We start from the raw sequence: 13,001 nt of genomic DNA, 5'->3' as shown, positions 1-13,001 counted from the left end.
ATACTATGGGTAATAATATATTCGATATCGACAGATTGATCTAAAAGATTAACCAAACATAAAGCATGTCAAGTGAGGTTTCTACTACAGAATTTTATCGAGGGATTGCAGTACTAGCTATTCCGCTTGCAATGCTTCTCTTGGTACAAACAGCATCGTTATACACACTCAACCAACAGGCAAATGTCAATAATAGTTCTGTTATATTCCCAGCACTCATAACTGGTCTTGTGATTCTATTTAGTTCATTATTTTACCTTGTGAGAGGGCTGATATCTGATAATAAGGGCTATAAGTGAATTTTCACACTGACTTCAAAATTCTATTTTGGATACTCATTTGGGTTGATTAACGCTACTTCCCACGTTCCTTCATCTGTTCGTGTGACCCGTACCGGCTGGTCTTTCACGTGACCCTCGTCATCGACCAATCCAAGCGCCCGAAGTTCGCTCTTCGGGAGCACAACACCGCCCGACGTTCTACCAACTTGAACCAACTGATGGATCGGCATGTCTACATTCCTAACAGGCACTGAATCTGTTTAAATATTAGTCTCACCAGTACGGGACTATGATATTCCTGATTGCTATCTCCTTTCTCGAGTCCTATTGAGTATGGGTTCTGAAGAACCTCCACCCGACGAGAAAAGTATCGACGAAGTCTATCACGATCGCAATCTGCTCGCGATCGGCTTCGCGAGGCTGGCCGCGATCCAGTGGCCGGGCTCCGCCGGCTGGTACCTACACGAAGGCTGGCCGGTGATCTGGGTCGAAACACCCGCCGGACAGACCTCTTGGCACGTCACTCCGGACCTGACGGATGTCCTCGAGCGCTCATCACTGCTCGAGAAACGACCCGATGGCGGTTTCGACGGGCATGATCGAACGACGAAGAACAGCCGACTCGCCCGCTTCGTCACGGGCACGTATCCAACGTTCCCATGACCGAAGTCGAAACGATCCATCGGAAAGTGAACGGCCAGCAGGAAACGTTTCGAGTCGTCACGCTCACCGACGCAACAGGCCAAGAGACGGTCTACCGCTTCCGCGACACTGGTCACGGTCACAAGTACCTCGGCGATGGCGAGCCGTCGGAGAAAGCACGCGAGGCGGTCGCGGAGTTCCGCTGAGATGACCGAACGAGTCGAGTTCGGATCGAAGGCAGCCGCCGACAGCTTCCGTGAAGAACACGAGTCCTACCTGTGCAGTGACGATGATCGTCGCCTCCTGACCGTCGCGATCTCCTCGAGTGCTCCCGAGTGGGTGATCGAGGATGCTACGATCGAGGCAGCGGCAGGGAGAGACGAACACGGCGATCGCCTCGATGACGAGCAAGATGTCGACGGCCAACTGGCAGCGGTGGAAGGCGCTCGAAACGAGCAGTGCGGACAGGCTCGAGACTACTGCGAGGATGGGGAAGACGACGCCTGCGAGTTCCTAAAGGAGGCGTGCGGTTTCGATGACGACGAGATTGCTACTCTCCAAGAAGTCGACGACCCTGACGATCTTCCCGGTGAAATCTACGGCGCTCTGCGGCAGCTTTGGCTTCGATACCAGATCGGAATAGCCGACGCGAAAGAAGCCGCGGCAGCGATCAACGAAATTCACATCGAAAGCGGTCGGTCTCTCGTCGAGTTCGAGGAACTGGGCGATCGGGAACTGACCGAGACAGACATCGACTGGTAACATCATGACAGACCACTACTGCCCCGTTGAGGGGTGCAAGAAGCACGAAGACGAATGGGATGACGACCAACCACCGTTTGCCTCGAGGGAGGCGGTGAACGGCCACATCAACGCGATGAGCGACGAAGACCACCGACAAGCAAGGGACGAGGGGGCCTGGTCGACCACCCCCGAGGCCCCTGAAGCAGGGGACGGCGAGGGGAACGAGACCAGCGACGACGAGGCAGACGACCAGGAAGAGACCCCCCAGGAAGAGGCAAACGACCAGGCAGACGAGGGGGGTGAAGGCCCCCTCGAGGAGGAAGACATGGTTAGCCCCGAAGAATACGACCAGCAAACGACCAGGCAAACCGAGGGACGAGAGGCAGACGACGACCAACAGACGACCAGCGATCAGGGGGCCTCGAAGGGGGGTCTGCTCCCCTCGAGCGTCCCTCCGATGTACGCGGTCGCGATCATTGCCGTAATCTTCGCGGTCATCGTTTTCCTGCGGGTCCGTAGCTCCGGCTCGAGCAACCCGGAGATGACGACTGGCGAGGACGACGACTCGAGCAGTACGAACGAAGTGCCGCTATTGGAGGACTAGAATGGCGGAGACCGAAGCCGAAACCGAGCCTGTCGACGACGAGGAGGAACCGACGCCCGACGATCTCGGAGAAGAGGCCGACGACATCGACGAGGAATCGAAGCCGGAGGTTGACGACGAGGCGACCATCGACATCGACCTTGATGCAGTCAACGACGACCTCGAGGACGATGCCACCGACGACGAAGCCGACACCGACGAAAGCACGTCGGCAGGGGCGATCATCAACGAGGGCGGGACAATGGGCGACATGTACGTTCGCGGTCTCGTTGCGACCTCAAACGCGGTGATCGAGAAACACGACGGTGAACCAATCGGTGAGCAAATGGCCCGCGACTTGGGGCTCGATCGAGCGATGAACGAGTGGGTCCGACAACGCGGAGCGACCGAGGACCTGCCACCCGGACAGGCGCTCGTCATCGGCACATCGATCATCGCGATGAGCGTGCTCGCGAGCAATCCCGAAATCGTCGGCTCGGTCCTCGAGGTGGTAGAATGATCGGTGGAATGCGACAGAAGGCGATGAAAGGCATGGTGTCGAAGCTGATCGACGGCGAGGCGGGCGACCTCCTAACGGGCCTCATCGCCGAGAAGGAAATCGAACTGATCGAGAAAGTCGTCCGACTCCACGACGTGATCGGGCTGGACTCGCTCGAGCACATCCCGGAAAAAGAGGACCGCAAAGAGACGATGAAGGGCATGATTCAGGCGCTCGTCTCTGACGACGTGCCGGGATTCTACTTCGATGAAATCGTTTCAGAGAACATCGACAACGCCGAACAGGCCCGCCGGTATCTCGACCTCGAGGGCGACGAGTGGGCCGCCGAAGTCGACAAAATCGTGAAGTCGTATCGAAAGCAGGGCGACGAGCGACCGCGATCAGCGATCGTCGCTCACTACATCAACGAGCAATTCGACTGCTCGGTGCTCGAGTTCGTCACTCGAGTCGTGATCTGGAAGCCGAATCAGCACCAAAACGTGGCGTCGACGGTCCTGCTCGGGAACCTCGCAGCGGTCGGACAGGGCATCGATCGGGCGGCGGACGCGCTCGAGGAGGTGAACCAAACCGATGAATGACGAGCGCCTGTCGAAGGCGATCCTCGGCGCGATGACGGTCGTCGTCGCGCTCATGCTCGAGGCGAGCCACCGGCTGCGCAATCGGTCCACGAGCGCGATGCGTATGAGCCCGGACGTCGTCGTGCTCGAGGAGCCAGAACCACCCGAGGAGACAACCGAGGGACAGTAGATGTCTCGGGTCGGGCTCGCCGCGAAAAGCGGCTGGGGGAAGTCGTACAACACACAGCTATGGCTCGAGAAGAACCTTCCAGAGCAGGACTACGCGGCGATCCTCGACTACAAAGACGAATACCGTGGGCTCGTCGACGGCGTGCCCCCAGCGACCGACGCAACGGACCTGTGCGGCTGGTACATCGCCGGGCCGAATGAGGTCGACCTCTCGCCGGCACAGTGGGCGGCCATCCTCGAGGACGCTGGCCGAGTCGTGATCCCGCGCTACCGGATCGACGGGGACGACTGGCGGGAAGTCGTCGGCAACGTCTGTGCGGCCTGCCGTCGACTCTATGAGAACCACCCGAAGGCGAAGATCCTGACGGCGATCGACGAGGCGCACATCGCCGCGCCCCAACAACAGGGCTTCCCCGAAGCGACTTCGAAAGCTGCCACCACGGGCCGCGGGGAAGGCCTCTCGTCGCTCTGGGTGACGCAACGGCTCTCGGAGATGGATGAGACGATCATCGCCCAGTGGGACGAGCAGATCCTCGGCGGCTTCTCGAGCGACGCCGACCTCGGAAAGATCAGCGTCGATTACCCCTCAGAGGTCCACGACACGCGATCGAGTTACGTCAGCCAACTCCCTGACGGGATTCGCGTTGACGGCGAGAACCTACCAGTCCGGAAGTTTACGAACGACGCTGGCAACACGATCGGAAGCGAGTGGATTCGATCGAACGACTCCGGATTGATCGAGCGGGTCGACACGGGCGACGTACCGATGGCCTCGAAACACTATGGGTCGCAGGGCCAGACCCTCAAAAGCCCCTATGACACCGAATGAGACACTGTATTACCCTCACTGGCGGGAAAGCCGATCGATTCGAGCAGGCGCTCGACGACCTCGAGGACGAGCTGGGCTATCGGCCTTCGAAGCCCGAAGCAGTCGGCTTACTGATGGCCGCCTATGATGACGCTGGCTCGGTCCCACTGCTGAATAACAGTAGATAGTAAGAGGATTTCTTCATTCAGAACACTTCGTAAACTCGCGCTAAGTACAGAAAACTCACGTATCGTTCAGTACAATGGAATAATTCTACCATTCGACACCGAATTCTACTTTCGTCTCAAGGGTCACCGGGCCACGGAATTTCGTCCGACCATACTACAATGGCACCGATAATGATACTGGATACAATTATCACCAGTTGATGTATCGGATTTATCGTTCCGTTATTGAGAGCCCCTGCACTGGTGGCGAGAATAAGTGAGAAAACGAAAACGTAGAAAAACAACAACGAACTTACTCCCCAGCGCCAAAGATTACCCCACGGAACTTCTTCGAGATAATTTATCATAGTTGGACTAACAGGTAGAATCACATAAATTCTCGGCAGTAAATACGCACCTGTAGTTACCGAACCGGGATGCCTCATTTTCACACCCGGCTCTGAAAAAAGATACTGTATTACCAACTACTGATAACGAAATCTAACGAACGCTCTGTCTGCGTTTCGTAGGGGGTATAATGCCGAGAACCCCGATTCGAGTTTCTGCAATGGCACCAACTGATGCAGTGACCGACGCGGCTGAGTCCGCAACCGACACAGCCCAGGGCGAACTCGGGCGACTGCTCGATTTCGGAATGTGGTTCGAGGTAATCCTCGTTTTCGCGGGGTATCTCCTTCCGTTCTTCGTGAAGTCGACCCTCGAGGGACGCGACATCATCACTCTGCCGAACGAGGTGTATGGTCTCGCGATGATCTTCGGCTCGGGCTACGTCCTGAGTGGCAGTCATCGCCACTCGGTCGGCCTCGGATCAGGCGTGTACATCGCGGAGAACGTCGTCTCGAACCGGCTCGAAATCACGGACACTCTCGCAGGTAACTAACCATGGGGAAGAATCTGAACCACAACAGCAACATCGTCGAAACGGTCGCCAACTCACCGAACGAACTCACACCGATCTTCACGGTCGATCCGGAAGACGGGACCTACGTCACCATCGAGAACGAGGTTTCGCAGGGCGATGCGGCAGGCATCGCGATCTACGCCAAACTCTTCGACGCAGACGGCGATCCCCTGCCGACGGATACGACCATGGTCCTGTCGGGCCGCAGACCGGGCGACACCCGGTATCAGACCCTCTCGTACGAACAGGACAACATCAGCACCTACAACAACAAGTCGATCTCCCAACAGCAGGACTCGAATCACGTCGACTCGGTAAAACACGAACTCAAAGCCGAGCGCGTCAACATTCGAGATGTCGACGAGTTCGCCGTCGAAATCAACTCAGACGAAGCGATCGACTGGGGGGAATCGAAACTGTACTTCGAACGAACGGGCGTCTCGGAACACCAGCGGTGATTTTGGATGTTCGATACCATCATCACCCAGCTTCGGAACATGCAGGGGACGCCGGCACGTCTGAAGCGTGACGATTTCGACCTGGGCTCCGCCGAGAGCGGGTCGCGGTCGCTCATCGCGAGTTTCCAAGCGCCGAACCCGCTGGTGCTCCGCCAGGACCGCCCGCTGCGGCTCGCCATCCCGGCCTTCGAGACCTTCACGAGTGCCGGCCAGACCGAGGCGCAGACGTTCGAACTCTCGCACGATCTCCTCGAGAGTCCCCAGTCGCGCGACCTGCTCGTCTTCGCAGACGGGTCGAAAATCTCGCCGAGTAACGTCGACTACGGCGCGAATTCCTTCGAGTACACCGATGACGGGAACGCACAGGACCTCGCAGCGTACTACATCAGCGGCGCGGACTGCCCGCTCGAAATCGAGAAACAGGCTCCGTCCACGCATGGATCGGTTTCGGAACGGATCTTCGAGGAACCGATGGAACTCATGCACCAGCGCGATCAGGACGAGGAACCGCGTCACTTCGAGATCGGCGAGACCGAACTGATGCGCGTCGTCCCGAAGGACTGGCGGGTGAACGTCTACGCCGATCCGGACTATCAGATCACCTTTGCGGACGACGCAAGCGGAACGCGAGCGCGGAACGCGATCATCTCGCTCCCGTACGTGCAGGGCAGTCAGGACCTCGAGGGACTTGCGCGAGCAGTTGCACACGACATCATCAACCGAGCGTGATCCTTCGTGATCCCGCTCCTCGAGCACGGCGACACCACCTACGGAGACGGCGGCTACTCGGTTACCAACACCGAGTCGTCGGGTTCAGAGCCGATCTGCAAAGACGACCTGCTGCTGATCCTGACGGTCGTGAACGTGGTGCTCGTCGTCATCAACATCTGGGTATCAGTCAAATGATCAAACACAACACACGAACGATATGGGATCGACCGCCCGGTGATCCCTAGTGCCGTTCGGCAATCTGCCCGGTTCGAACATCATCGACAACGTGGCCGACACCGGGTCGGGCGTCGTCGACGACGTGACCGGAAGCGTTGATGGATTCGTCGAATGGAACAACAATACCAGCGTCGGCGACCTGACCGATGGATTCGCCGACTGGGGTGGCGACACCATCGACGACGTGACCGGCGGATTCACTGGCGGCGTCGACGACCTCACCGACTGGGGCGGCGACACCGTCGATAACGTCACCGACTGGGGCGGCAACAGCTTCGACGATGTGACGGATGGGCTCGCCGGCGGCGTCGACGGGATCACCGACTGGGGCGGTGACAGCTTCGATACGGTCACCGACTGGGGTAACGACACCGTCGACGCAGTGACCGACTGGGGCGAGAACGCCGCAGACGGCGACTCAACCCTCTTGGCGGCTGGCAACCCGCTCTATGCGACGTGGAGTTACCTGTCGAATGACGGCGAGTCAATCGGCGGAATCGACATCAGCGACATCCCGATCATCGGTAACGACGGCGGTGGTGGTAACGACAGTGGCGGAGGGAACGGTAACGGAAACGGTCAACCCACCACCCAGCAAGAGCTGATGATCGTCGCGGGGATCATCGCCGCGATCGTCGTCTTAGCGTGGGTGATTCTCTAATGCCGGTCCCACTGGCCGGCGCGCTCGCCGGCTCACTCACCGGCTCAACCGGCTTGCTCACAGCCGGCGCAACCGGGCTCTCGCTCGGGACGATGATGGACGGCATTCCGTTCCTCGGCGGGGGCGGGAACAACGACGAACCAGAGGGCATCGCAGGCATGGATCAGCAAACGTTACTGCTGCTAGCAGGAGGGGCAGCACTCGTCCTCATCCTCCTGCTGAAGAAATGACGGTTCCACTCGCCAGCGTGCTCGCGGGAACGCGGCTTCGGGCGGCGGCGACGGGCGTGCTCAGCGGCTATGGCATCAACCTGTTCGGAGGCGACGATTCGGGGGTACCGATCCTCTCGGACCTGAACAACGCCATGATGCTGCTGTTCGCGCTCATCGCGGTCGTGCTCGTTTGGCAACTCGTGGAGGGGGGTGAGTGATGGAGGCTGTTGAACTGATAAGCAGTCTCGGCTTCCCCATCGCGGCGTTCCTGCTCCTCTTCCGCCAGTACCAGGAGGAGCGCGACGACCGTCGCGAAGAGCGCCAGAAGTGGCTCGAATCGATTCAAGAACATACCGCAGTACTGCGGTCGCTCCGGCACGATATCCAAGACGTAGCGACAGACGGAGGCCAAGACAACAATGAGTGAACCACCGAGTGCAATCCCGTTCGGCAACACGAACACGGCCGTCGACCATCTCCTCGATCCGTACTTTCCACAGCGGTCGGGAGACCTCTTGTACCAGCTATTCGAGGACGAGACCCAGTCGCTGCTCGCGGCGATCTTGATGGAGATGCAGATCGAGAACCGTGGGGACGCCGGCTTTCCGTCAGAGGACCGGCCAGACCAACAGGAGGCGAACTACTTCGTCACCGAGCAACCGCTCGCAGTCGACACACACGACGAATCTGAGGGCATCTTGAACTGGGGCTTCCCCGCGACACAGGTGACGCTCTGGGGCTTCGATCAGCCCATCTATGTGTCCTTCCGCCAGTCGGGCGACAACCGCAAGATTCCGCTCGAGGAGGAAAACGCGCCGTTCACGGTCGCCCCCGAGGGCGGGCTCGATGCGTCGGCGATGTCCGTTCGCAAGCGGTCGGAGGACGACGAGGATACGCAGATTCTCGTCATGGCGATGGACTGAGGACGATCACTTTTCAGAGATTCATGGAACATACGAAACCACCGAAAGAGGCACTGAGAGGCGAATCGAGCGATAACCAGAGCGACGAGAACGAGGCGGGCGAGTAATGGCGACACTGCCAGATATCGACGATAGCGCGGTTTCGATCATGGCCTGGTGGAACGCCCTCGAGGCCGGCGCGACCTCGATCGACCCGGTCGACGCGATCGACTACCAGCCAATCGACTCGTGGGAGCCCTACGATAATGGCGTAACCGGCCAGTTAACCGACTCGATCGGCGGGAATACGATTCATTTCCGGGTGAAAACGGACGGGTGGGTAGTCGTCTGGATCGAGACAGACGACCCGATCGATGAAGACCGAATACTGAAGGACAGAGATAATTTCTCGACTGGACCTCGCCCAGTCCGTCATAATAGACTGAAAGACCATATCGAGAATATCAGAGAGCAGTTAGGGAACCCGGGGGAGTTCGTTGCATCGGATGTTGGCCTCTACTTCTACGATTACCCGGATGCAACCCACCTCGGACTGTGGAAACTCGACAACACGAATGACTCGGCGACTCAGACGGCCGCTGTCTCGCTGACCGATACCTCCGAACTCCACAACCTGATTGGAATCGGGGCCGTCGAGATCGAGAATGAATCGAGTGGCGTGGGTTACACGGGTGGCACTTCGATCAGATTTAACGGGACGACCGTCTTGAGCTACAGTACTGAACTCAGAGATGATGAAGATCCCCGATCAACGTGGGACCGCGCAGATCTAGCGACCGATCAACTGGACAAGTACGTCTTTTACGAGTTTTCCGTCGCGAATAGCACAGAACAGCACGACGTAAGAGTGGACGCTCAAGGGACGCTCTTCGCGTTCTACGAAATTCCGGAGGAGAGCGCATGAACGGGGAATCCTTCTCGTTTAACCTCTCGGAGGAGAACGTAGTTTCGTCTGCAAACCTCTTTTTTGCGGGAGGTAGCGTCTCTTATGACTATCTCTCTTTGTTCCCTGAGTACGGACTATATAACGAGGGGCAAGGTGAAGAAAATTGGGTAGCTGGACGAACAGACTCGGGAAGCCGCTCGAAAGAGTCCGATCATCTCTACTGTTTTGCTGAAGACGACGATAGCGGTTCAGTTTCAGAGTCCTCTTTCAAATATAACGAACCAATTGATTTCTCACAGATTGATAGGTTAGTTGTTGAATGGGCGATGACTCAGCAAGAGGGTCGCGCTGTTGTTCGGATGAGAGACCCTGATACCGGCGATGAAATTGACACCTTCACCTTCACCCCCGGATCAACAGGGTCAGGGGTATCGATTGATGTAGAGAATGTCTCTGAAATCTGTGAATTATACGTCGGTGCCTTAGATAACCTCTCCTCCACGCTCAACCATGCTGAAGTTGAGGTTTACAAGATCGATATTGAACGACTATAGCCCTAACTAAAATAACAAATGACTGAAATAGCAACCTTCACGACGGAACCGACAGTGTGGGACTACAGGGTTAGGTTTGCGATCATCGAAACCTCGATAGCCGACGCCAACTCGATTGACCTCACGCTCTACCAGGATCCCAACGGAGGCGAGACAGCAGCGAACCAAGCGACGGTTTCGCTCGAGGATGGCAGATCAATCGAGGGATTCGACGCTTTCGAGGCAGCAGCAGGCGCAACGTACTGGGTTTCGGCGGACTACACGGTTGACGACACGGAAGCAGATGCCGAACTCCAATCATTCGAAGTCTCGAACTCGGCTCTCTATTTCGAGGGATTCGATTCGACCGAGTCGATGGAACTCGGGTCCGTGGAATCGGGATCGGTCACGGGGATCGGTGGCGTCGGGATCGACGGGCTCGCGAGTCTGTTCCTGCGTGGGTTCGATTCAACAGACACATTCGCGCATACCGAACCGAGCCAGTACGTCCTTGATGGCGATGGATCGGGTCTGAACGTCCTGCTGGAAGGCGTCGACGACCTCGAGGAGGGCGGCGCGTACTATCACGATGAGTTAGGGACGCCGATGTACGCGAATTTCGACTGGCAGGAGTCGTATGCGACCGGTGAGTGGCCTGTCACGGTTGAGCAGCAAATCGCCATCTACGCGGAAGACCCCTCTATCTGGGAGGATGCAAGCGTGGAAGCGTTCGGCGAGGAGTGTTCTGTCTCGATCGAGATCGTCGACTCGTCGACGGACGCAGATTCCGGGCTGACGCTGATCGATGTCGAGGTGATCTACAACTGCCCGACCGATGTGTCTGAACAGGTGAAGCCGCCAGAGTCGGACGATGACGACGGTGAGGACGATGGTGAGGACGACGGCGACGATGGCGACGACGGTGACGATGGAGATGACGGCGATGACGGTGATGACGGCGAAAGCTCGAATCCGGCGAGTGAGTGGCCGGGTCCTGACGGAGATGGAGACGGCGGCGACGGTGGCGGCAGTAGCGGCAGTGGCGGCGGAGGCGATGGAGACGATGGAGACGACGATAACGACGGTGAGGACGACGGCGAGCGTGAGCCGCCAACGCCATCAATATCTATCTCGGGCCTGGGCTGCATCCCGCCGGGTGAATCGCTACGCGGTGAACTGCGGATACGCTACTCAGAAAACCCGTTTGATAGCTTCGAGGCAGCCCTCGAATACAATCCGGACGAGGTACAGATCGACGCGGTTCACATCGATGATAGTGTGTTCGCCGATCGGAACGAGGACCTCGAGGAGGACATCTACTATCACCGGATCGATACGCTCGATGTCGAGCACGACGACGACCAGGGCATCATCAACCTCGATGCATCGTCATCCGCGCCACTGAATCAGTACCAGTTTGCGGATGGGAACGCGACGACGATGGTCTCGATCGAGGCGACGGCGCTCGCGAACTCGGGAACCGAGTCGGCGCTCGATATCACCGGCGGCACCCTGTTCAACGTCGGCACGAAGGTCATCGAGTTAGGTACGTCGTCGTCGACGTTGACGATCGACAACGGCATTCACCTGCCCTCGGATCGCCTCGAGATCGGCGGCTCGCGAACGACGGAAGTCGAAGCCCGGATCACGGAACCGACGACCGAGTTTCGCCAGATTTTCCGATTGAATCCGACGGTCGTCGACGAGGTCGACGTGACGGGCGAGGCGACCCTCTCGCTCGAGATGATCGAGACGCAAAACGAAGACGACGACATGGCCTATGCAGTCGTCGACGGCAGCTTTAGCGACCCGATGACGATGGACTCGCTGTTTCAGTGGTCGTGGCAGTCCTATACCGAGGACGAGGTGATGGACTTTATCGGCACGGTCCACGCCAGACCCCTGTCGACGGATATCGAGCGGATCGACGCCGAGGAGGTGGCGACGCTGAACGCCGAGCGCGAGAACGCCGGCGACGAGAACGACCTCGAGGACGGCTACAGCAACGAGCCGATCTATGATCGAGTCGTCGGTCACGTCCCAGCGGAGGAACTACCGGACCCGTTCGTCAGTGGGCCGGATCACCCGGATATCTCGATCGGGTGCTCGAGCGACGGCTCGGTGTCGCACCAGACGATCGCGCTCGAGCAGGGTGCCGGCCAGATTCCCGAGATGGGAGTCACCCGCTGGCCGATGGTTCTGGATGCGATGTTTCGGATTCCGGATGTCTACCCGTCCGAACTGGTGGCTGGCGACGTGTACGCTGAGGCGACGAGCGAGACGAATCCGGGCATCACGGCGTCGGTCGGGGCGCTCCAACGCGACTATCTCGGATTGATGGTGAACATCCCGGTGTCGGTGCTGATCCCGCGCGACGAGTACAGGCCCGAGTCGGGCGCGTATATCGATTCGATGAACGGGTGGCACCTCTACGGCCAGGAGCGCGCCTACAGCGGCACGTTTCGGTTCTTCCTTTCGGCCTACGACACTGAGGGCGAGGTCGTCTATCTCGCGACGGACGGCTCGCTCTCGGATGAGCCAGTGTTCTACGAGGAGCCGGCGGCAATCGACGAGGCGATGGCGGCGTACAACGGGGGTGGCTCCTAGCGATGGCCGAGATTGACGAGACTGCCGGCCGGCCGACTGCGGAGGATATGGACATTCCCGACCAAGAGTATCCTGTCGACTACGACCTCGAGGTATGGATCGGCGACCGCCTCGTTGCGTCGACGAACTCGCCACTCTACCTCGGACGGCGTGGTGTGAACCTCGGTGAACACTCGTTCCAGACGCTAGGTGTTGACGGTTTCATACCTCAGAGATGGGGGTGAAAACACCAAAATCTGGTTCTGTTCAAATCATTAGAACAGGATCGGTTTGTTATCCTGTGCGGTAAGTACAGGGGACTCAAGAATCGCTCAGTACAGTATATCTCTCCACAAGGTTAATACAGAATACACAGATAGC

At 58.3% G+C, this 13,001-nt stretch carries 23 protein-coding genes; all 23 read left to right on the top strand.

What is annotated here, in order from left to right; genetic code table 11:
- Positions 1-65: 65 nt before the first annotated feature.
- The 23 genes from HALLA_RS20465 to HALLA_RS04520 all read left to right on the top strand — a co-directional run bounded on the left by HALLA_RS20465 (position 66) and on the right by HALLA_RS04520 (position 12,865).
- Entirely contained in the window at positions 66-299 is a 234-nt protein-coding gene (locus tag HALLA_RS20465; protein ID WP_157231324.1) for a hypothetical protein, read from the top strand.
- 315 nt (positions 300-614) lie between these two features.
- On the top strand, positions 615-944 hold the full coding sequence (locus HALLA_RS04610) for a hypothetical protein (protein ID WP_049952275.1): 330 nt from the start codon (positions 615-617) through the stop codon (positions 942-944).
- The gene (locus HALLA_RS04605; RefSeq protein ID WP_049952274.1) at positions 941-1,129 is read left to right on the top strand and encodes a hypothetical protein; all 189 of its coding nucleotides are present in this window, start codon (positions 941-943) and stop codon (positions 1,127-1,129) included. Before HALLA_RS04610 ends, HALLA_RS04605 begins: the two co-directional genes overlap by 4 nt.
- Before the next feature lies 1 nt (position 1,130).
- Positions 1,131-1,685 carry a hypothetical protein gene (locus tag HALLA_RS04600; protein WP_049952273.1) on the top strand — a complete coding sequence of 185 codons (555 nt, stop codon included), beginning with the start codon at positions 1,131-1,133 and terminating at the stop codon, positions 1,683-1,685.
- Between the two features lie 4 nt (positions 1,686-1,689).
- Positions 1,690-2,271 carry a hypothetical protein gene (locus tag HALLA_RS04595; RefSeq protein WP_049952272.1) on the top strand — a complete coding sequence of 194 codons (582 nt, stop codon included), beginning with the start codon at positions 1,690-1,692 and terminating at the stop codon, positions 2,269-2,271.
- Position 2,272: 1 nt separating this feature from the next.
- Positions 2,273-2,770, top strand: coding sequence for a hypothetical protein (locus HALLA_RS04590; RefSeq protein WP_049952271.1), 498 nt, complete (start codon positions 2,273-2,275; stop codon positions 2,768-2,770).
- Positions 2,767-3,348 (top strand): hypothetical protein, encoded by a 582-nt coding sequence (locus HALLA_RS04585; protein ID WP_049952270.1) that lies wholly within the window; start codon positions 2,767-2,769, stop codon positions 3,346-3,348. The genes HALLA_RS04590 and HALLA_RS04585 overlap by 4 nt, the downstream gene beginning before the upstream one ends.
- A complete protein-coding gene (locus HALLA_RS20460) occupies positions 3,341-3,517 on the top strand; it encodes a hypothetical protein (RefSeq protein ID WP_157231323.1) in 177 nt (58 codons plus the stop codon). Before HALLA_RS04585 ends, HALLA_RS20460 begins: the two co-directional genes overlap by 8 nt.
- A complete protein-coding gene (locus HALLA_RS04580) occupies positions 3,518-4,345 on the top strand; it encodes an ATP-binding protein (protein WP_049952269.1) in 828 nt (275 codons plus the stop codon).
- Positions 4,342-4,512: a hypothetical protein gene (locus tag HALLA_RS20945; RefSeq protein ID WP_169732110.1), complete on the top strand. Its 171-nt coding sequence runs from the start codon at positions 4,342-4,344 to the stop codon at positions 4,510-4,512. Before HALLA_RS04580 ends, HALLA_RS20945 begins: the two co-directional genes overlap by 4 nt.
- Before the next feature lie 547 nt (positions 4,513-5,059).
- The gene (locus HALLA_RS04575) at positions 5,060-5,392 is read left to right on the top strand and encodes a hypothetical protein (RefSeq protein WP_157231322.1); all 333 of its coding nucleotides are present in this window, start codon (positions 5,060-5,062) and stop codon (positions 5,390-5,392) included.
- A gap of 2 nt (positions 5,393-5,394) precedes the next feature.
- Positions 5,395-5,871, top strand: a complete 477-nt coding sequence (locus HALLA_RS04570; RefSeq protein WP_049952267.1) for a hypothetical protein — start codon at positions 5,395-5,397, stop codon at positions 5,869-5,871.
- A 6-nt stretch (positions 5,872-5,877) separates the two neighbouring features.
- The gene (locus HALLA_RS04565; protein WP_049952266.1) at positions 5,878-6,600 is read left to right on the top strand and encodes a hypothetical protein; all 723 of its coding nucleotides are present in this window, start codon (positions 5,878-5,880) and stop codon (positions 6,598-6,600) included.
- A 6-nt stretch (positions 6,601-6,606) separates the two neighbouring features.
- A complete protein-coding gene (locus tag HALLA_RS20455; protein ID WP_157231321.1) occupies positions 6,607-6,777 on the top strand; it encodes a hypothetical protein in 171 nt (56 codons plus the stop codon).
- A gap of 49 nt (positions 6,778-6,826) precedes the next feature.
- Positions 6,827-7,480, top strand: coding sequence for a hypothetical protein (locus HALLA_RS04560; protein ID WP_049952265.1), 654 nt, complete (start codon positions 6,827-6,829; stop codon positions 7,478-7,480).
- Entirely contained in the window at positions 7,480-7,710 is a 231-nt protein-coding gene (locus tag HALLA_RS04555; RefSeq protein WP_049952264.1) for a hypothetical protein, read from the top strand. The genes HALLA_RS04560 and HALLA_RS04555 overlap by 1 nt, the downstream gene beginning before the upstream one ends.
- The gene (locus tag HALLA_RS04550; protein WP_049952263.1) at positions 7,707-7,910 is read left to right on the top strand and encodes a hypothetical protein; all 204 of its coding nucleotides are present in this window, start codon (positions 7,707-7,709) and stop codon (positions 7,908-7,910) included. Before HALLA_RS04555 ends, HALLA_RS04550 begins: the two co-directional genes overlap by 4 nt.
- A complete protein-coding gene (locus HALLA_RS04545; protein WP_049952262.1) occupies positions 7,910-8,119 on the top strand; it encodes a hypothetical protein in 210 nt (69 codons plus the stop codon). Before HALLA_RS04550 ends, HALLA_RS04545 begins: the two co-directional genes overlap by 1 nt.
- Complete coding sequence (locus HALLA_RS04540) at positions 8,112-8,615, top strand: hypothetical protein (protein ID WP_049952261.1); 504 nt, start codon at positions 8,112-8,114, stop codon at positions 8,613-8,615. Before HALLA_RS04545 ends, HALLA_RS04540 begins: the two co-directional genes overlap by 8 nt.
- A 106-nt stretch (positions 8,616-8,721) precedes the next feature.
- Positions 8,722-9,519 carry a hypothetical protein gene (locus HALLA_RS04535; RefSeq protein WP_049952260.1) on the top strand — a complete coding sequence of 266 codons (798 nt, stop codon included), beginning with the start codon at positions 8,722-8,724 and terminating at the stop codon, positions 9,517-9,519.
- A complete protein-coding gene (locus HALLA_RS04530; RefSeq protein ID WP_049952258.1) occupies positions 9,516-10,055 on the top strand; it encodes a hypothetical protein in 540 nt (179 codons plus the stop codon). The genes HALLA_RS04535 and HALLA_RS04530 overlap by 4 nt, the downstream gene beginning before the upstream one ends.
- An 18-nt stretch (positions 10,056-10,073) precedes the next feature.
- Positions 10,074-12,641: a hypothetical protein gene (locus HALLA_RS04525; protein ID WP_049952257.1), complete on the top strand. Its 2,568-nt coding sequence runs from the start codon at positions 10,074-10,076 to the stop codon at positions 12,639-12,641.
- Between the two features lie 2 nt (positions 12,642-12,643).
- Positions 12,644-12,865, top strand: a complete 222-nt coding sequence (locus HALLA_RS04520; RefSeq protein ID WP_049952256.1) for a hypothetical protein — start codon at positions 12,644-12,646, stop codon at positions 12,863-12,865.
- Positions 12,866-13,001: the final 136 nt, after the last annotated feature.

Source organism: Halostagnicola larsenii XH-48 (genome assembly GCF_000517625.1).
Taxonomy (GTDB): Archaea; Halobacteriota; Halobacteria; order Halobacteriales; family Natrialbaceae; genus Halostagnicola; species Halostagnicola larsenii.
This window is presented reverse-complemented; position numbering and strand designations above follow the sequence as displayed.